This window comes from Metabacillus kandeliae (assembly GCF_021166585.1).
In the GTDB taxonomy this organism is placed as follows: domain Bacteria; phylum Bacillota; class Bacilli; order Bacillales; family Bacillaceae; genus Metabacillus_B; species Metabacillus_B kandeliae.
This window is the reverse complement of record NZ_JAJOZE010000001.1, coordinates 29,417-47,000: the sequence shown is the minus strand read 5'-3', so window position 1 is coordinate 47,000 and position 17,584 is coordinate 29,417. Positions and strand designations below refer to the sequence as shown.

General features: G+C 44.6%; 19 protein-coding genes. 5 read left to right on the top strand and 14 right to left on the bottom strand.

From position 1 onward, the window contains the following. Positions 1 to 4 precede the first annotated feature (4 nt). Positions 5 to 1,006, bottom strand: a complete 1,002-nt coding sequence (locus LRR81_RS00270; RefSeq protein ID WP_231787298.1) for a right-handed parallel beta-helix repeat-containing protein — start codon at positions 1,004 to 1,006, stop codon at positions 5 to 7. A 213-nt stretch (positions 1,007 to 1,219) separates the two neighbouring features. Between LRR81_RS00270 and LRR81_RS00265 the strand changes: the two genes are divergently transcribed. Next, entirely contained in the window at positions 1,220 to 1,747 is a 528-nt protein-coding gene (locus LRR81_RS00265) for a DinB family protein (RefSeq protein ID WP_231787297.1), read from the top strand. Between the two features lie 31 nt (positions 1,748 to 1,778). Here LRR81_RS00265 and LRR81_RS00260 read toward each other — a convergent pair whose 3' ends face one another. From LRR81_RS00260 to LRR81_RS00250, 3 genes are read right to left on the bottom strand one after another with little or no spacing between them, the layout of a single operon-like run. After that, a complete protein-coding gene (locus LRR81_RS00260; protein ID WP_231787296.1) occupies positions 1,779 to 3,089 on the bottom strand; it encodes a hypothetical protein in 1,311 nt (436 codons plus the stop codon). Further along, on the bottom strand, positions 3,064 to 4,470 hold the full coding sequence (locus tag LRR81_RS00255; RefSeq protein WP_331716322.1) for a glycosyltransferase family 4 protein: 1,407 nt from the start codon (positions 4,468 to 4,470) through the stop codon (positions 3,064 to 3,066). The genes LRR81_RS00260 and LRR81_RS00255 overlap by 26 nt, the downstream gene beginning before the upstream one ends. Before the next feature lie 44 nt (positions 4,471 to 4,514). After that, on the bottom strand, positions 4,515 to 5,225 hold the full coding sequence (locus LRR81_RS00250; RefSeq protein WP_231787295.1) for a glycosyltransferase: 711 nt from the start codon (positions 5,223 to 5,225) through the stop codon (positions 4,515 to 4,517). Between the two features lie 175 nt (positions 5,226 to 5,400). Between LRR81_RS00250 and LRR81_RS00245 the strand changes: the two genes are divergently transcribed. After that, complete coding sequence (locus tag LRR81_RS00245; protein WP_231787294.1) at positions 5,401 to 6,471, top strand: glycosyltransferase family 4 protein; 1,071 nt, start codon at positions 5,401 to 5,403, stop codon at positions 6,469 to 6,471. A 254-nt stretch (positions 6,472 to 6,725) separates the two neighbouring features. Here LRR81_RS00245 and LRR81_RS00240 read toward each other — a convergent pair whose 3' ends face one another. The 8 genes from LRR81_RS00240 to LRR81_RS00205 all read right to left on the bottom strand — a co-directional run bounded on the left by LRR81_RS00240 (position 6,726) and on the right by LRR81_RS00205 (position 13,856). After that, positions 6,726 to 7,628, bottom strand: a complete 903-nt coding sequence (locus LRR81_RS00240) for an NAD-dependent epimerase/dehydratase family protein (RefSeq protein ID WP_231787293.1) — start codon at positions 7,626 to 7,628, stop codon at positions 6,726 to 6,728. Then, a complete protein-coding gene (locus LRR81_RS00235; RefSeq protein ID WP_231787292.1) occupies positions 7,625 to 8,452 on the bottom strand; it encodes a dTDP-4-dehydrorhamnose reductase family protein in 828 nt (275 codons plus the stop codon). Before LRR81_RS00235 ends, LRR81_RS00240 begins: the two co-directional genes overlap by 4 nt. Then, positions 8,453 to 9,439, bottom strand: a complete 987-nt coding sequence (locus LRR81_RS00230) for a polysaccharide biosynthesis protein (protein ID WP_231787291.1) — start codon at positions 9,437 to 9,439, stop codon at positions 8,453 to 8,455. Further along, the gene (gene wecB, locus LRR81_RS00225; protein WP_231787290.1) at positions 9,429 to 10,520 is read right to left on the bottom strand and encodes a non-hydrolyzing UDP-N-acetylglucosamine 2-epimerase; all 1,092 of its coding nucleotides are present in this window, start codon (positions 10,518 to 10,520) and stop codon (positions 9,429 to 9,431) included. The genes LRR81_RS00230 and wecB overlap by 11 nt, the downstream gene beginning before the upstream one ends. Before the next feature lie 155 nt (positions 10,521 to 10,675). Then, on the bottom strand, positions 10,676 to 12,127 hold the full coding sequence (locus LRR81_RS00220) for a glycosyltransferase family 4 protein (protein WP_231787289.1): 1,452 nt from the start codon (positions 12,125 to 12,127) through the stop codon (positions 10,676 to 10,678). Positions 12,128 to 12,283: 156 nt separating this feature from the next. Beyond that, a complete protein-coding gene (locus LRR81_RS00215; protein WP_231787288.1) occupies positions 12,284 to 12,628 on the bottom strand; it encodes a hypothetical protein in 345 nt (114 codons plus the stop codon). A 154-nt stretch (positions 12,629 to 12,782) separates the two neighbouring features. Continuing rightward, a complete protein-coding gene (locus tag LRR81_RS00210) occupies positions 12,783 to 13,025 on the bottom strand; it encodes a DUF2584 domain-containing protein (RefSeq protein ID WP_231787287.1) in 243 nt (80 codons plus the stop codon). 48 nt (positions 13,026 to 13,073) lie between these two features. Further along, positions 13,074 to 13,856, bottom strand: a complete 783-nt coding sequence (locus tag LRR81_RS00205; protein ID WP_231787286.1) for an alpha/beta hydrolase family protein — start codon at positions 13,854 to 13,856, stop codon at positions 13,074 to 13,076. A 98-nt stretch (positions 13,857 to 13,954) separates the two neighbouring features. Between LRR81_RS00205 and LRR81_RS00200 the strand changes: the two genes are divergently transcribed. The 3 genes from LRR81_RS00200 to LRR81_RS00190 are packed head-to-tail and all read left to right on the top strand — an operon-like array spanning position 13,955 to position 16,524. Further along, the gene (locus tag LRR81_RS00200) at positions 13,955 to 14,944 is read left to right on the top strand and encodes an ABC transporter substrate-binding protein (protein WP_231787285.1); all 990 of its coding nucleotides are present in this window, start codon (positions 13,955 to 13,957) and stop codon (positions 14,942 to 14,944) included. A gap of 13 nt (positions 14,945 to 14,957) precedes the next feature. Continuing rightward, a complete protein-coding gene (locus tag LRR81_RS00195; RefSeq protein ID WP_231787284.1) occupies positions 14,958 to 15,728 on the top strand; it encodes an ABC transporter ATP-binding protein in 771 nt (256 codons plus the stop codon). Further along, positions 15,718 to 16,524: an ABC transporter permease gene (locus LRR81_RS00190; protein WP_231787283.1), complete on the top strand. Its 807-nt coding sequence runs from the start codon at positions 15,718 to 15,720 to the stop codon at positions 16,522 to 16,524. The genes LRR81_RS00195 and LRR81_RS00190 overlap by 11 nt, the downstream gene beginning before the upstream one ends. Before the next feature lie 69 nt (positions 16,525 to 16,593). On the opposite strand, the gene ytkD is transcribed toward LRR81_RS00190, so the two are convergent. Together ytkD and LRR81_RS00180 are read right to left on the bottom strand one after the other, a co-directional pair. Further along, positions 16,594 to 17,073: an RNA deprotection pyrophosphohydrolase gene (ytkD, locus tag LRR81_RS00185; protein WP_231787282.1), complete on the bottom strand. Its 480-nt coding sequence runs from the start codon at positions 17,071 to 17,073 to the stop codon at positions 16,594 to 16,596. A gap of 65 nt (positions 17,074 to 17,138) precedes the next feature. Further along, on the bottom strand, positions 17,139 to 17,471 hold the full coding sequence (locus tag LRR81_RS00180) for a hydrolase (RefSeq protein WP_231787281.1): 333 nt from the start codon (positions 17,469 to 17,471) through the stop codon (positions 17,139 to 17,141). Positions 17,472 to 17,584 lie beyond the last annotated feature (113 nt).

The following is a 17,584-nucleotide window of genomic DNA, read 5'->3' as shown; positions in this document are numbered from 1 at the left end:
CCTTTTATTGTAAATATTCAGCTGTCAAAAAAGGACTCGAAGTAATCGTTGCAGTAAAATCCAAGTTTTTAATCGTATCGCCGAATTCCTTATTTTCCCCGAGGGACGGCCCGCTATCATGGCCCCAGAAATTGTCTTCCGCATGGAGAATGCCGCTGTAGCTGTCCAGCGCTATGATCAGTCCGTCTTCATTTCTTTTAATCTCGTTTTGTCTGATAGTAATCTGGCTGTTTTCCTTCATGACAAAATCCGCCGTAACTAAAATTCCGGCTTTATTTTTTGCGATCACATTTTCCTTGATGTTTGTTCGAACGGTGCCGCCTCCAAAAAATACGGCTGCCGTTTTGCTGCCAATCAGACAGTTTTGCAGAATTCTTACGTTTCTTGTATTGGTCAGGACAATGGAATGGTCCTGGTTTAAATAGTTTGAGTAAATCAGAATATCCGAGTCAAATGCGGCTGATTCCAGATTTATGCCGGCACCGTGGAGATCACAGTGGCCGGTAATATAGTTGTTTGAGATTTCGGTATGAAACAAGCCCTGGTCTGAATAAATGCCATCGCCTTTTCCCCGTCCGGGAAGAGTATTGTCCCTGATTACGTTATGTTTCACGAAGGAATGGCTGCCATCTGTTGTATTCATGTAAATGCCTGCAGCGTTTCCTTCAATCACATTATTTAGAATGCGATATCCGGAATTTCCCGCACTTGTGATAACTCCTGCATAATCTTCTGAATTTCGAATGATAAAGCCATTGAGCTCCGCATGCTCTGCTTCCAAAAAAACCGTACCGCTGATAATGGATTCTTTCCGCGGTGTAAAAATGCGCTCTCTTGCATCTTTTCCGTGCTGTGCGCCAAGCAGAGTCAGAGGCTTACCCGCTGTATAAACGCTCTCATGATATACCCCCGGAGCGACTGAGATCGTGCCATTCGGCTCTGCTGCATCTATCGCCTGCTGAATTGTCGGAAAATCTTCCGGGACTGAATAAATCTTTGCTGCCAAGCAAGTTTTGCTCCCTTCCATCAAATTCTTTATCATCTATTCCGTTTATATGAGGCCATAAGAAAGACTGCTTAAAACAAGTACTGTATTTTATGTAAATGGCACAAGGGCTGCTTGGTCATATATAATGGTTTATTCAAATTCAAAAAATTGCTTGATCCCTTCTTGATAAAAAGGAAATACCTGCATGAAAAAGAATAAGTATGGAAAGGAGTGATACATATCGGAAAAAAGAAGCTGTTTCTTGGCGCCTTGCAAGGCTATGAACCAGAAATCGGCCGCATGCTCTGGTGTATGGAGGATGTCAGACAGGACTTGCTTTCAAATTTAGATGGGGTCAGTCAAAGCATGCTGGATGAAACGCCGGAAGGCAGGCAGTCAATCGGGACACTGCTGTACCATATTGCGCTCATTGAGGCTGACTGGCTGTATGAAGAGGTCCTGATGACAGAATGGGACAAAGAAGTCGTTTCATTGTTTCCTATCAATCATCGGACAGAAGATGGGGAATTAATGCCGGTTAAGGGGCAATCCCTTGATGAGCATATATACCGCCTGAACAAGGTAAGGGAAGTTTTTCTCTCTTCTTTTCGGTCAATGGATACGGAAGATTGGCGAAAGCCAAGAGTACTGGAAAGCTACGATGTGACCCCTGAATGGGTCGTTTATCATCTGATTGAGCATGAAGCGCATCACAGAGGGCAGATTCTTCAGCAGCTGAGACTGCTGCAATCCTTTTAAAGCGAAAAAATGACCCCGGATTCTGCCGGGGTCATTTTTTAAGGATTTCATCATCAGCGGCTGAGGAAAAAAAAGAGATCTCTGAAGCGGGCAGCTGATACTTCTTTGGAACACTTTCTGCAATTCTTTTCCACACATCGTAATGCTCCCAGTCAAGTTTCCACTTTTTCTTTTTTTCAAAAAGGGACTGCGGTCCGTCTTCTTCCAGTTTTTCCAGAACCGAAAGAGTGGCTTTATCAGGCAGGCGAAAAAAGGAAGGTGCATTCCGCTTAATCGGTTCCCATACTTTCCTGTCCACAAATGTTTCTTCTTTCATGTCAGCAGAGGTAAACAGACTGCTGTAGAAAGAGCCTGCCATCGGCTCCAGCACTTTCAGCATGGAGGAGGGAAGGTCATAGCTTCCAGGCAGCCTGCTGCTGACGATATCCAAAGCTTTAGAATGAAATGATTCTGCTGCTGACTTTAAGCTTGTGTCTTTTTTCGGAAAAAGCGATGTGAAGCGAAAGTCTGGAAATTGAAGCTTTTCAGGAACATGAGCTGTAATTGCGCCCCAGATAGCCGGGTTAAAGAATACTTGGCTTTTTTCCTTTGTTTGAAACATCCCCTGCGGTTTTAGCATATCAGTGAAAGCGAGCAGCTGGCGCTGATCAGGGAGGTGGTAGCCTTTTGGCACTGCTGCTTGGATTTTATCCCAAATCTCCTTGCAGACAGGCTGTTTTGACTTTGCCTGACTCTCAAAGAGAATGCCGTAATGCTCTCCCTGCACTGCTTTTCTAAACAAATCTTCTTCCTCGCTGCTTGTATAGGACGGGTTTTCATCATATAGGATAAGGCTGGTAAAATCATAGGATGCTGCAGAAGGTGCCTGGTCAAAAAAGGGCAAGCCGCTGCCCGCATCCCATATCTTTTCTGAAGGAGAAACAAGAGCTGCTTCTTCTATCTTCTGAAGAGCCTTAATCTGGCTTATCTCTGCTGAATCGGCTTCCGCATGGATTTCTGCCGTTTCCATCTGCTGCGCTTCAGGAAATTCTTGAACCTCTAATTCCTGAATTGCCGGCCATTCAGCTTCTGCCTTGTTAATTTCAGCATCCATTACCGGACTCGCCTGCAGAATTTCATCGAGCTGCTTCCGGTACTTCTCCTTAAATGCCTTCAGCCTGTTTGCTGTATGGCTGTTAAACAGAGGAGGCGGAGCTTTCTGGGCCTTTGTCTCTTCAGCAGCACTGCTGCCTTCTGAGATTAACTGACTCATTTTTTCCAGATCGGTATTTTTTGTCCGATCAACTGTTTTCAAAAGATAACCTGTCATCAATTTTTCAATCTGCTTCGATAGGCGGCTCATTATCCTGGATCTCTTCCTTTATCTCGGTTTCTTCTTTTTCAGGAATCTCATTCTTCTCGGTGATGTCTTCTGCGGCAGGAGTCTCTTTCCCCGGAGTTTCTTCCTTCTCAGCGATTTCTTCCGTTATCGGGCTCACTTCATTCTCCAGGATTTCTTCTTTTTGCACATCCTCTTCCCTGATAACACCCTCATAAATTTCAAGAAGATTGGCGATTTCATTCTTCATATCCCAGTAATCTGCAGCCCATTCTTTTGCATTATTTGCAAGAGTTTCACGGAGCTCATCATTTTCAAGCAGCTGTTCGATGGCTTCCATTAGTTTTTCTGAATCTCCTGCTGGTGTGATGAGGCCTGTTACTCCGTTTTCAGCCATTTCAGGCAGACCGCCCGCATCACTGATGATAATGGCTTTACCAGCGATTTGAGCTTCAATGACAGAAAGAGGCTGGTTTTCCAATATGCTTGGAAGCACAAAAATGTCCGATAGGCTGAGCAGCTCAGGCAAATCCTCCCTTTTTCCAAAAAAGAAGACGGATTCTGACAAACCTTTCACCTTGCTCTGGATTCGCAGTTCTTCTTTCTTTTCTCCATCTCCAACGATCCAGCATTGCCAGTCATCCCGCTTTTTCTTCAATTCTCCAAGGGCATCAATCAAATGATGCACACCTTTTAATTCAACGAGCCGTCCGGAATAGATGATAACCTTTTTGCCTGGGGGTTTTACCGCATCTGTCCGTCCGCCCAGCTTTTTCAAAAATGCATCCTTGTCAAAGCCGTAATGCAGCACTTTAATCCTGTTGTCAGGAACATCAAATTCTTCGATGAAAATGCGGCGCAGCCATTCATTTGCTGTAATGGTGACATCTGCTGCGGTTGCCCCGATCCATTCCAATTCATCAAAATAAGCGCGCGCCATAAAGGCGTTCGACGATTTATGAAGAGTTTTCAGCTGGTGCCGGATTTCATGGGCCACAGAGCCGTGAATGGTGGCTGCCATTGGAATATGCTCAGGCTTCACCCTTTTCAGGCTGGCGGTTGCGATAACGTCCTGTGTATGAATCAAATCATACTCATGAAGGCCAAAGTACGCTGCAGCCAATTCAAAAACATACCGCTGAAACTCAGTATACTTAACGAGATCATTGGCATAGATGGCAGGGTATTCATCAGGCGTAATCTTCGCCTCCAACAGCGGCAGCAGCTGATCCTTTGAAATTTTTTGATCCTTTGTAACTAAATGCACGAAAGTATTGTCACTGCCAAATCCAAGAATGTCCACCTCATGCCCTTCTTGTTCAAGAAACGCTTTTGTTTGCTCCATATAATTCCACACGCCTCCGAGATGGGGGATCGGCCAATAGGTTGCCAGTAAAATTTTCAATCGTCTCATCTCCTTTTTGCCCGGCATACAGCAGGATGGGCGTATCAGTTTGACAAGAGCCTCTGCAGGACAAGAGGCCTGTAATAGCTTTCCAGCATGCTGATTTCATTGGTCATTTCTGCCTGGTGCTTTATTGTTCCTGACTCGCCGTGCTTTCTGAATTTGACGAGTACTTCATGAAGGTATTGAATGCTGATTCCCTTTGAGATCAGCCTGAACCACATTTCATAGTCCTGTGTATAGCGGTAATTGTGGTCAAAATAGCCAACTTTTTGAAAGACGTCCTTTTTGAACATCACAGTGCAGCCATTGATGGGATTTCCGAACATAAAAGCCTCGTATACATTGCGTTCTGTCATTGGATGCGTGCAGGCAGACGGCAACGTGACATTTCCAAATTCATCAATAATGTCATAGTTTGAGAAGCAGACATCTGCAGGAGATGCCGCCAGGAATGCCGCCTGTTTGGCTGTTTTCTCCGGAACAAACAAATCGTCTGAGCTTAGCCAGGAAATAAAGTCACCTTTTGCATGCTGTATGCCGACGTTCAGTGCCGTAGCCGTCCCCCCATTTTCTTTTTTGAAGTATCTGATTTTATCTTTATAAGGGTCAAGCTTCTCTACATGCAAGAAAGAGCCGTCATCCACAACAAGAATTTCTATATTCGGATATGTCTGAGCAAGGGCGCTGTCCAGTGCCTGATTTACATATGCGCAGTTATAAAACGGAATGATGATGGAAACTTGTGGGATCATTTTTTTCTCCTTGTTATTTTTTTCGGTATTTTTCCATTAGCATCATATGCCGTACTGTGCGCTTTAGGTTCGTTAATTTCCTGCTTCTTCATAAAGTGAGTCATAGGAAAAAAAGGTTGCATAGAATAAAAGAGTACGGAAGTCCGGCTAAAGACTGCCTTTCAAGGAGGAAGCAATGAATATATTGTTTGTGTTTTACGTGCCGAGCGGAGGCGTTGAAACGCTAAACCGCCAGAGAAGCTCTGCCTTGAAAAAAGCGAACATGAACGCCCATTTTCTTTATTACAAAAAAGAACGGGATTTGGTCAATGATCACGGTGCTCCTGTCTATATCACAAATGAGGATCACGAGATCAGCGGCATTCTGTCTACCGGAAATTACAGTGCTGTTGTGATCACCTCTGATTACCTGGCATTGCAGCGATTTCGAAATTTAGGATATACCGGAAAAATGATCTTGGAAATTCAAGGCTACGGTCCAAAAGAGACAGCAAGAACAGAAATGACAAAAGCAGTTCCTTATGTAACAGGGTATGGAAATGGGTTATTAAACCCGAGGACGCCTCACATTGAGCAGATTTTCCAGGAGCTTTACCCGTCAACTCCGAAGTTCAGCTACAATAACTGCTTTGATACCGCAGCGTTTGCTTATGCACCGCTTCCGAAAAATCAAAATCCAATAATTGGATGGACAGGCAGAATTGAAGACAATAAGAACTGGCGGGAATTTCTTTTGATCGGCCACTATTTGATTACTCTTCATAACCCGAATATTAAACTGTATATGTTTGAGGATCCGACTCTTTCCACGGCTGAAGAAAGAGCCCAATTTCAGCAGCAGATTCAGGCGCTTGGCCTGCAGGGCAGCCTGACCATTCACCAAAATATCCCTAATGAAAACATGAAAAACTTTTTTTCAGAAATCGGAGACTCCGGCGGATTTCTTTGCTCCACCTCTAAAGTGGAAGGCGCTCCTTATGCAGTGCTTGAAGCGATGACCTGCCGCTGTCCTGTTTTAACAACGGATTCTGATGGAGTAAGAAGCTCTGTTATTCATAATCAGACAGGCAAATATTATCAGCTCGGCAATATTCAAAATGCTTTGGAAGAGGCGAAGGATTTAATGGATAACAGTGTTCTTAGAGAAAGCATTCGAAACGGAGCCCTGCAGCATGTCAAAACAAACTTCAGCCCTGAGCTGTATGCCTCAAATTTTGCTGCCATGCTGCAGTCTCTTGGGGTTTAACTCCCCCTTTAAAAAATCTGCTTAAATTTGGCTGTTGATTTCCGTTCCAGGCGTCCGCTTTCCGCGGGGCGGGCGGTGAGCCTCCTCGGCGCCTTAGCGCCTGCGGGGTCTCACCTGTCCCGCTGCTCCCGCAGGAGTCTCCCGCCTGCCACTCCAATCAACAGGTGCTCAAACATCGCCATTCTCGTTTAACATACTTTCTTAAACAGCTGAGATAAAAGAAAAAGAATCCCATATTTTGGGATTCTTTTTCTTTAGGGGTTTTTCCGGCTATATTGAAGAATTTCCTTCAGCGACGTTTCCAAAGTAATGGCAGGCTTCCAGCCAAGCTCCTTCAGCTTAGCAGCAGAAGGAGGGGGTTCGGCTTCTATGGCATGGCTGACATCTGCTTCCACTTCGAATTCAACGGCAGTATGCTTTTTCAATAACGTGATTATTTTTCCTAATGAGGTCCATTCCTCAGAAGTCACGTCATATACCTCACCGGATCTACCGGCTGATAAACAAACATGATAGGCGCTGACAGCATCTCTTACATCGAGGAATGCACGCTTTGCCTGCAGGTTTTGCACCTTCAGCACTCTTTCTGCTTTTCCTTGTTCCATTTCTGCGATCCTTTTGGCAAAAATGGAACAGACACCTGAGGAAACTCCCGGTCCAATCAGGTTTGAAGGACGAACTATAATAATATCCATTTGATAGAGGGCTCCAAAGGACCTGGCAGTCAGCACCTGCATTGTTTTGCTGAGACTGTAGGGACTGGTGAGAGAGGAAAAATCTGCAGGATCAAATTCAAGCGCAGAGCCGGCAATGACCATGCGGCAATCAGGGCTGAACAAGCGGACAGCTTCAATCAGAAAAGCTGTAGCCATCGTGTTCGCTTCAATTGAAGCAAGAGGATCACTCCAGGAATTTCCGGCATGATTCTGGCCTGCCAAGTGAAGAACATAATCAGGCTTCAGGCTTTTTACCGCTTGGAATACCTGCTCTTTATCGGTTAGCTCGCATTTAATAATGGAGATTCCTTTATTAAGCCCTTTTAAGGGCTTCCTGACAGCTGCTGTTACCTCGTATCCTGCGAGCAGCAATTCTGTACACGCATGCCTTCCGGTGAAACCGCCTGCACCTGTGATCAGCAGCTTTCCTTTCCCCTTCATTCTGCCTTCATCCATTCTTTCATTTCTACCAGCATCGTTCTGTACGAAGGCACTTCGTATATAAAATCATTGCGGATACTCCGGATTGTCCTGTCCTGAACGAATTTTCCGTCAGGAACAATTTCAACATCGTCTTTTTCGAAAATCTCCTGAATGAGCAGCAGCAGTTTATGCTTTGAAATCTTCTGCTGCGATCCTAAATGCAGGAGGCCTGATACATTTTGCTCAAGCAGACTTTCAGCTGCTTTGGCAAGCTCAAGCGTTGTGACGCCATTCCAAAAAACTCTTTCATAGCCTTTAATCCTGCCGGTCTGCTTCATAAACCATAAAAAGAGACCAATGCCGTTTTCTTTCATTTCGGGGCCGATAATAGATGTTCTGATCGTCAGATGCCGGTCTGAAACGACTTCCCCAAGCCGTTTAGACTGAGCGTAGGAGGAGGTGCCGTCTGCAGGGTCTTCTTCCGTGTAATCACCCTTCTTTCCTTCAAACACACAATCTGTGCTGATATGAATCAATTTCCCCTTATACTTATCAGCTTCTTCCGCAAGAACATGCGGAAGAAGACTATTTGCGAGGATTGCCTCTTTTGGGTTTTCAGCTGCCTGCTGATTCAAAATGCCGATGCAGTTAATCATAACGTCAGGCTTCAGCTGGCTGACCAGCTTCTTTACCTCAGTCATGTCTGATGCATCCAGGAAAATGCTGTTCTTATCATGACTGTCTCTAGATGTGTAAAATACCTGGCAGCCGGATTTTTGCTTGAAATAGGATACCATGACATGCCCTGCCATCCCATGGCCGCCAAGAATGAGGCATTTCATTTAAATGAAACCGCCTTTCAGCAGCATTTCTCTAATTTCTTCCTTGCTCATCAGCCCTGTGCTGGAATCGTAGTTTTCGAGAACAACAGACTCATAGTCAGCATAATGCTCCTTCAATCCTTCAATCGGAATGGTCGGAAGGATGACAAAGTATTCATCATCATAGACAACAGAGTTACCGGCTTCGTATTTTGAAAGCAGAAGCTCGTGAATTTTTTCACCTGGGCGTACGCCAAGCACTTCGATTTGAATGTTTTCAATTTTGGATTCTTCCATTAGCACTTGTGCCAAATCAAGAATACGGCATGTCGGCATTTTCATAACAAAAATTTCTCCGCCTAGACTTTCAAACGTGGCTTTGAAAACAAGCTGAATCGCTTCCTTCAGCGTTAAAAAGAACCTGGTCATTTGCAGATCTGTTATGCCGACTTTTCCTTTTTCCTGAATCTGCTTCTTAAAGACATGAATCACGCTGCCGTTTGTACCAAGCACATTTCCGCCTCTGATGCAGACAAATTTAGTGTCGGTCATCAGTGTATTGGCGTGAATGATAAGCCTTTCTCCCATCGCCTTTGAAAAGCCGTAAAAATTCGATGGATCTGACGCTTTATCTGTTGAAATGTAGACAACAGTATTCACATTGCAATGAATGGCCGCATCGATGACATTCTGTGTACCGATGACATTTGTCTTCAGAGCCTCCATCGGCTGTGCTTCACAAACAGGTACATGCTTCAGAGCCGCAAGGTGGAAGACAAAGTCAACTCCTTGAGAGGCTTCAATCAAAGAATCTTTTTCTTTAATGTCGCCGATTAAAAACTTAAGCTTTGGGTTATTATCAAATTCCTGCCTCATCGTGAATTGGCTGGATTCGTTTCTTGAGAAAATGCGGATTTCCTTTGGACTGTAGGACAGCAGCTGGCGTACAAGTTCGTACCCCCAGGAGCCGGTTCCCCCTGTCACAAGGATCGTTTGATTAGTTAACAACAGTAATGCCTCCCAGCAAAATTTTTATGACTTTTTCTGAAACATCCAGCTGATTGTAGCCTTCCGGAAAAGCCCAGTCCCTGCTGCCTGCTGTCATGATTTTGACGCAGTCCAAAATGGCTTCAGCATGAAGTCCTGACAGCATGTTGCTTCCGCACTGGATGGTTTCCGGCCTTTCGGTGGTCTTCCTTACCGTTACGGCCGGTACGTGAAACAGGCAGCATTCTTCCTGGACGGTTCCGCTGTCTGTGAGAACGCAGTAAGCATTTTGCTCAAGCTTAATAAAATCAAAAAAGCCGAATGGTTCGTGAAACTCAATGAGCGGGTCTATTTCCAGTGCAAGATGTTCGAGTTTGGATCTTGTTCTTGGATGAACACTGCAGATGATCCTTTTCTGAAATGCTTTTGCTGTTAAATTCAGCCCTTTCATGATTTCCAGCAGCCTTGCAGGATGATCCACGTTTTCAGCTCTGTGGGTTGTCACAAGCAAATAGTCCTCTTTATTCAATTTCATGGTTTCCAGGATGCTGCTCCCGCTGATTTCCTCTTGATAATGATGAATGACCTCTAGGATCGGATTGCCGCACATTATAATTTTGTTTGAAGGTAGTCCTTCTCTAAGGAGATTTTCTCTGCTTCCCGGTGTATAAGGCAGGTTGATGGAGGATATGGCATCGATGACACGCCTGTTTTTCTCCTCTGGCACCTCAAGATCAAAGCAGCGGTTTCCTGCTTCCATATGAAAGACAGGAATGCCCATTCTCTCTGAGAGAACAGCCAGCAAGCCGCTGTTTGTGTCACCGAGTATCAGCACTTTATCCGGTTTCTCTTTTATCAGAATCTTTTCAAGCTCCCCATACATTACAGAGAGCTGCTCCCCGAGCGACTTTTGGCTCTTCAGCAAAAAATAATCAGGCTGTCTGACCTTCATCTGGCGAAAGAAAATGTCGCTCAGCGAATCTGTAAAGTTTTGTCCTGTATGAACGAGAATTTGCTTTTCCGCAAATTCGTCCAGTTTTTTTATAATCAGGCTTAGACGGATGATTTCAGGCCGTGTTCCTACGATCGTTAAAATTTTCAACTTTCCACCCCTTCCTGTCATGACGTTGCCTGCTTCTTCCTCCTTTCTAAAATATGTCCGCGCTTCCTTATTGCCATGGGCAAAACTATTAAGTTTTTGTCCCAGTTGGTTTGTTAAAAAATCAAAAAAGCGCCCGGCAAAGGCGCTTCTCAGGGTTATATGCTGTACAAGGAAGGATTTGGGATCGTATAGCCTGCAGGAAGTGAATGTTTAATCAAGTCCCATGTGCCTTTCGCTGCCATCACAGGCGGAAAGGGCTCTGGAACGCTGAAGATGGATCCGTACGCTGCTCCAAACGGCTCTAAGCTTGTTTGGCCTGCTGCTGACTCAAAATAACTCCTCACCTGCATCTTGGTTACTTTTTTCAGCGAATCCATCGTGCCATTCTTGCTGAGCGCTTCATAATACACTTGAATGACATTCTGTGCGCCTCTATCAAGCGGCCAATGCTCCATTGCCCAGTTGCGCGCGTTTGTGCCAAGCGCCTGGCGGAAAGCATCGCTCTCGAGCAGAGTATTCAGGCAGCCGCTCAGCTCATAGATATTGCTGTTGGAATAAATCATGCCTGTTACCTGATGCTGCACCATTTCAGGCAGACCTCCTGCATTGTTGACAATGACAGGCAGCCCTGAAATTTGCGCTTCTACGACTGAAAGAGGCTGATTTTCAATCAAACTCGGCTGCACATATAAATCAGCCTTTGCCATGAGCTTCGGAATATCACTGCGGTCTCCGAGAAATACGATATCACCAAGAAGGCCAAGGCCCGCTGCCTGTGCCTTCAGGTTACCCTCTACTTCCCCTGATCCCGCAATCCAGCAGACCCAGTCGCTTCTCGTTTTTTTCACTTCGGCAAGCGCTGAAATCAGCACATGCACCCCTTTTAAATCAACGAGTCTTCCTGCAAATAAAATGACCTTTTTACCAGGCGGCGCAGCTATCCCAGGATCTCCCTGAGCAGAGAGCAGGAAACCGTTAATGTCATAGCCGTAATGCATGACTCTGATTTGATAGTCAGGAACGCCAAATTCAGTCATCAGAATGTTTTTGAGCCATTGATTTGCCGTGATGGTGACAGCTGCTGTATTCGCTCCAATGTATTCCAGCTGCCTGAAATAAGCACGCGCCTTTTCAGAATAGGGATGAGTCGGATAAACATCATCGATATGCTTCAGCATTTCATGTGCAACAGAACCATGAAGAGTTGCCGCATGTGCAGTTCCCTCAGGCTTCACCCTGCTGATGCATGCGGTTGAAATCACATCCTGCGTATGAATCAGGTCATATTTTTCAAGCCCGAGATAAGCCGCTCCAAGCTCAAAGCTGTACCGCTTCATTTCCATGTAATCAATAAGAGGATGAATGTATACTGACTGACTGCTGTAAGGTGTTACATACTGTTTGACAGGCGCAAGCAGCTCTTCCGTACTGACTGTTCTGTTTTCATTCACGACATACATTATTTTGGCATCATCGTTTGGTCCCATTAAATCTACTTCATGCCCAAGCGCCTCAAGCTTTCCCTTCAGCTGTTCCATGTATCGCCAGACACCGCCTACATGCGGAACAGACCAGAACGTTGCAAGCAGGATTTTCATTGTCACCATTCCTTCTCTTCTATATTTAAAAGTTATATGAAATTCCCTTTAATGTTCATAAAGCCTCGTCATACGGTATGTAAGAAACCGTGTAAAGGAAACGGCAGATAGCCTGAAAGAAAAATGAAAAGGGGCCTGGAAAAGCATCCAAACCCCTAAATACAATCAGAATGGATAGAAATTGCTGTTAACACCAGAGATAATATAGTCTGTCAGTACTTTGGAAATTAAGACTACATTATTATTGTTAAGCAGATTATCCAATTCGCTTGGGCGGGCTGTGACAAACTGAACTTTGCTGTAAAGGTCGTTTTGGTAGATAGTGAACACGGAAATTCCATTCAAAAACGGATTTTGCACGCTGCCATATTGAACGGTTTTTGTTTCAAACGGCTGCAGTGTAACTTGTACGGCCTGTCCCTGATTGGCCGGTGAGTTACCGGTTCTAGTGAATAAAATGATCTGAAGCACAGCTGGTGTTGTGTTAATCAGTGTTTTAACTCCTGCCATTTTCTAATCCCCTTTTCAAAAAGATAGGATATCTTATTCTCTTAAAAAAAGGATGCGAGGGCATGTATCATAGACTGCTTTCTTATTTTTCAATCTAAAAAATCTTCCTATCTGAAACCATAAAAAAGAACCTGCAGCTTTCGCAGGTTCTTCTTTAATTCGTAGAGTTCAATCTGACAAGCTCATAAACCAGCATCGTCGTATTCTGCTCAAGCTCAACACGCTTGATCTGTCCTATGCCGATCAGCTCGCCGTTTTTCGTTTTCCGCACTTCCATCGGGATATCAAGCGGGTACAGTCTGTATCCATCCTTTGTCAGCTGAAAAAGATTCTCTTCAAGCCTTGTTTCCATTCCTTTTGTCACGATCATTGTATTTAATTCCAAAGGCATTCCCATGAAAGCATCCTCCTCAGATTGATACGTTTATTTTACCATATAAGCGATTTACCGGCTCTTCATCCACTGTGTCAATTTTTGAACAACCCGTCTGTTTTCTGCTGGAGGGAAATAGTGGGTGTAGTCCTTGTAATATAAGGTTTCCACGTGTTTTCCGAGTTCTTTTAGCCTTTTATCAAGCCTTGCTGCATGCTCGAATGACACATTGCCGTCTTTTTCCCCATGAATGATCAGAACAGGTGCCAAAAGCGCATCCAGATGATACAGAGGGGTCCTCCACTCATAGCGGTCAGGATATTTAGACGGCGTCCCCCCGATGACTCTTTTCATCATCCTGCGGAGATCTTCCCTTTCATCATAAGTCAGCACCATATCTGACACACCGCCCCATGTGACGATAGAGCATGTGTCCTTGTCCAAAATCCCTGTCAAAAGGGCCATAACTCCCCCTCTTGAAAAGCCAAAAACATGAACTCTCCCAGCAGCTGTCTTAGAATGATTTTTTAAAAGCTCCATGGCCCCGAGTGCATCGTTGCGGTCATCACCAGCGAAATCCTCATTACCTTCGCCGCCCTGGTTACCCCTGTAATGAGGGGCAAACACCACAAAGCCCTCTGAGGCAAATTGAATAAGCCGACCAGGCCGAACCTGACCGACATTTTTAATTCCGCCCCTTAAATAGAGGAATCCCTCATATTCTCCTTCTGCCTTGGGTTCTGCGAGCATGCCCTTCACCTTTAAACCGCTGGAAAAATAGGTAACAGAATAAAGGTCAATTTTCGGATTTGGTGAAGGGAACTTTATTTTTTCAATAATATCTCCGTTTTTCATCGCTTGGGCTCCTCTCAATTTGTTTTCACCGTCAATTTCTTCTTCACATATCTTACCTTAGATAAATATATTTGCACTAACACTAGGAGGACAAGAGAATGAAAAAATGGCTTGCCGGCTTATCGCTGCTGCTATTGCTGGTATTCCCTCTTTCTGCATGCACTCAGAATACCGTTCAGAAAGTGCGGGTAGCAGAAGTAACGCACTCGATTTTTTATGCTCCATTATATGTTGCCCTTTCAAAAGGATTTTTTAAAGAAGAAGGGCTTGATGTCGAGCTGACAACAACATGGGGCGGCGACAAAACGATGACAGCGCTGCTGACAAACGGTACGGATGTGGCACTGGTTGGTTCAGAAACATCCATTTACGTAAAAAACCAGGGATCAAAGGATCCTGCGATTAACTTCGCGCAGCTCACCCAGTCAGATGGCACATTCCTGTTTTCAAGGAAAGACGTGAAAAATTTTTCCTGGGATGATCTGAAGGGTACGACATTCCTTGGTCAGCGCAAAGGCGGCATGCCGCAGATGGTCGGCGAGTTTGTGCTGAAGAAAAACGGCATTGATCCGAAGAAAGACGTAAAGCTGATTCAGAATATTGATTTTGCCAATATTGCGAATGCCTTCGCATCAGGTACAGGTGATTATGTACAGCTTTTCGAGCCGACAGCAAGCATTTTTGAAAAAGAAGGCAAGGGGTATATTGTTGCTTCCTTCGGCAAGGAATCAGGGCTTGTTCCTTATACAAGCTTTATGGCGAAAGACAGTTACTTAAAGAAAAACAGTGAAGCGGTAAAGAAATTCACAAAAGCCATCTATAAAGCACAGGTTTGGGTGAAGGAACACTCCGCCAAAGATACAGCTGACACCATTGCGGGCCAATTTAAGGATACGGACCCGTCTATCATTGAAACGGTTGTTAACCGCTACAAAGAGCAGAAATCCTTTGCAGAAAATCCTGTGCTTGATGAAAAAGAATGGAACAATCTTCAGGATATCATGACAGAAGCCGGCGAACTGCCAAAACGGGTTGACTATAAAGAGCTTGTGAATACGACCTTTGCGGAGGAAGCGGCTTCTAAATAAGGAGGCTGTAGAAATGTCCTTTTTAACCATCCAAGAGATCAGCCATACCTATGTGTCAAAGGACACGGCAACAAAAGCCATTGAAAACATCAGCATGGAGATTGAGGAGGGAGAGTTTGTTTCTTTTCTCGGACCAAGCGGATGCGGCAAAACCACTCTCTTGACTATTTTGTCCGGGCTGCTTGCGCCGACAGCAGGCAAGGCAGCCATTAACGGACAGCCGCTTTCTGCTGAAAAAGCAGGATCCATCGGCTACATGCTGCAGCAGGACTACTTATTCCCTTGGAAAACGATTGAAGAAAATGTCCTGATCGGGCTGCAGACTCTGAACAAGCTCACACCTGAAAAACGGGAGCAGACGATCAATATGCTAAAGGAAATGGGACTCTCAAATGTAGAAGCCAAATACCCGAGAGAGCTTTCAGGGGGCATGAGGCAGCGCGCAGCTCTCGTCAGAACTCTTGCGACAGAACCAAAAATTCTCCTGCTTGATGAACCATTTTCAGCCCTTGATTATCAGACAAAGCTGCATCTTGAGAACCTCGTTCATCGAACACTGAAGGATTACGGCAAAACGGCTGTTCTTGTCACACATGATATTGGAGAAGCAATTGCTATGAGCGACAGAGTTTTTTTATTCGCTTCAAAGCCCGGCCGCCTGCATAAAACCTTTAAGGTCCCTGATGAGCTGAGGGCAATGAAGCCTTTCGATGCCCGCCAAAGCGCTCCATTTCAGGCGCTCTTCCAATCCATATGGAAGGAGCTTGAGCAGCTTGAAAAGTGATCATACTCCTGAAACTCTGCACAAGGAATATGTGAAAGCTCTAAAGAAGGAAAAGCGGATCATTTTTTTATACCAGGCCATCATATTTGCAGGCTTTTTCCTGCTCTGGGAAACCGCATCGCGCTTGAATTGGATTGACCCGCTCATTTTCAGTTCCCCGCTTAAAGTGCTTTCCCTTCTCGCTGAAAAGGCTGCAGACGGATCGCTGTTTTCCAATGTGGGCATAACCGTTTTTGAAACAATTCTGGGCTTTCTGATCGGCACACTGGCAGGTGTTCTGCTTGCAGCAGTTTTATGGTGGTCCCCGAGAATATCAAGCATTCTGGACCCCTATCTCGTTGTTTTGAATGCCATGCCGAAAGTGGCGCTCGGACCAATCCTGATCGTTGCACTCGGCCCTGGTTTCACCTCTATTATTGCTATGGGAAGCATTATTTCCATTATCATTACGACCATTGTCATTTATACATCCTTCAAAGAAGTTGATGACAATTACCTCAAAGTGCTTAAAACCTTTGGCGCTTCCAAAAAACAGCTTTTCAAAGAAGCGGTCCTGCCCGCCTCTTTCCCTGTCATTATTTCGGCATTAAAGGTGAATGTCGGCCTCTCTTGGGTTGGTGTAATGGTCGGTGAATTTTTAGTCTCCGCTAAGGGACTGGGCTATCTCGTTATTTACGGGTTCCAGGTATTCAACTTCACGCTTGTGTTCCTCAGTTTGTTTGTCATTGCCATTGTAGCAACAGTGATGTATAAAGCAGTTGAATATTTAGAGAAAAAATTAGTGAAATACAGATAATATGAAAAGCTTGCCGGTGAATTCGGCAAGCTTTTTCATCTTATTAAGGCAAAACGAGATGTTTCCTTTTCAATCTCTTGCTAAATAATTGGTTTCAACCTTTTGAAGAGAATGCTTTAATACCTGATCTTTCATGATAAAGCTGAATTTTCTGTTCTGAAAAATGTTGGCCGGAAGCTCTTTAAACAGGACAGGCCCTTTTGTTTCCAAATAGTCATCCTTCTCTTCCAGCTGGCTGATTTCAGCAAAATAAATATTTTTGACAATCGTTTTTTCTTTGCCGAGAACCTTGTACTGTCCTAAATATTTAAGCTCGGCAATTTTACCGCCTGTTTCTTCCATAACTTCCCGCTCTGCGGCTTCATCAGCTGTTTCCAGCTCCTCTACTTTGCCTCCCGGAAATTCATAGCCTCTGTCCTCATGCTCTGTTAAAAGCCATTGACCCTTGTATCTGCAGATGACCCAAACATGCTTTGGCTCAGCAGAAAAAGGATTGTGCTCAAAAGAGAGCTGAACTTCATTATGATAAAAATCTTTAAAACGGTACATCTGCGATCCCTCTGTTCTCGGACTTTTCCACCCATATCTTATCACAATGAAATTCTGATGTATAATCACTGCTGTTCTTCTATGTTTTTCAAAATTTCCTGTGAAACGATATGCTCCTTAGCTTCTTCGTCCCCAAGCTCATAAATCATGCGGTAGACTTTTGCATTCATCTTATCAACAGTGTCATTCGGCCGGTCGTAATGATATTCCAAATACGGTACATGAGCTCTGAAAAACCCTTCCCAGCTGGACTGATTCAGCAGGTCAAAGCACTCCCTCAGCTCTGTAATTTCATCCAAGGAAGCAGAGATTTTAAATTCCCAAGGCGATGCTTCAGCACTTTGAAATATTTCTCCGTTTCCCACTGAAATATAATAGGTTTTCTTTTGTTCTTCCATTCGCTCCAGCTCCTTGGATAGCTTTTTGTTAGTTTATATCGGAGTCCCTGCTTTCATACTACAGGCAGCACTTTGCCAAATAGTAGCGCGCATGTACTCCTGCCCAAGGGCAA

Bases quoted from the DNA above. Each gene is read 5' to 3' on its own strand.
- LRR81_RS00215 (WP_231787288.1), bottom strand. From the start codon at position 12,628: ATGGCAGGAGTTAAAACACTGATTAACACAACACCAGCTGTGCTTCAG.
- LRR81_RS00200 (WP_231787285.1), top strand. From the start codon at position 13,955: ATGAAAAAATGGCTTGCCGGCTTATCGCTGCTGCTATTGCTGGTATTC.
- LRR81_RS00195 (WP_231787284.1), top strand. From the start codon at position 14,958: ATGTCCTTTTTAACCATCCAAGAGATCAGCCATACCTATGTGTCAAAG.
- ytkD (WP_231787282.1), bottom strand. From the start codon at position 17,073: ATGTACCGTTTTAAAGATTTTTATCATAATGAAGTTCAGCTCTCTTTT.
- LRR81_RS00240 (WP_231787293.1), bottom strand. From the start codon at position 7,628: ATGAAGGGGAAAGGAAAGCTGCTGATCACAGGTGCAGGCGGTTTCACC.
- LRR81_RS00210 (WP_231787287.1), bottom strand. From the start codon at position 13,025: ATGGGAATGCCTTTGGAATTAAATACAATGATCGTGACAAAAGGAATG.
- LRR81_RS00250 (WP_231787295.1), bottom strand. From the start codon at position 5,225: ATGATCCCACAAGTTTCCATCATCATTCCGTTTTATAACTGCGCATAT.
- LRR81_RS00180 (WP_231787281.1), bottom strand. From the start codon at position 17,471: ATGGAAGAACAAAAGAAAACCTATTATATTTCAGTGGGAAACGGAGAA.
- LRR81_RS00205 (WP_231787286.1), bottom strand. From the start codon at position 13,856: ATGAAAAACGGAGATATTATTGAAAAAATAAAGTTCCCTTCACCAAAT.
- LRR81_RS00220 (WP_231787289.1), bottom strand. From the start codon at position 12,127: ATGGTGACAATGAAAATCCTGCTTGCAACGTTCTGGTCTGTTCCGCAT.
- LRR81_RS00245 (WP_231787294.1), top strand. From the start codon at position 5,401: ATGAATATATTGTTTGTGTTTTACGTGCCGAGCGGAGGCGTTGAAACG.
- LRR81_RS00260 (WP_231787296.1), bottom strand. From the start codon at position 3,089: ATGAGCCGCCTATCGAAGCAGATTGAAAAATTGATGACAGGTTATCTT.
- LRR81_RS00235 (WP_231787292.1), bottom strand. From the start codon at position 8,452: ATGAAATGCCTCATTCTTGGCGGCCATGGGATGGCAGGGCATGTCATG.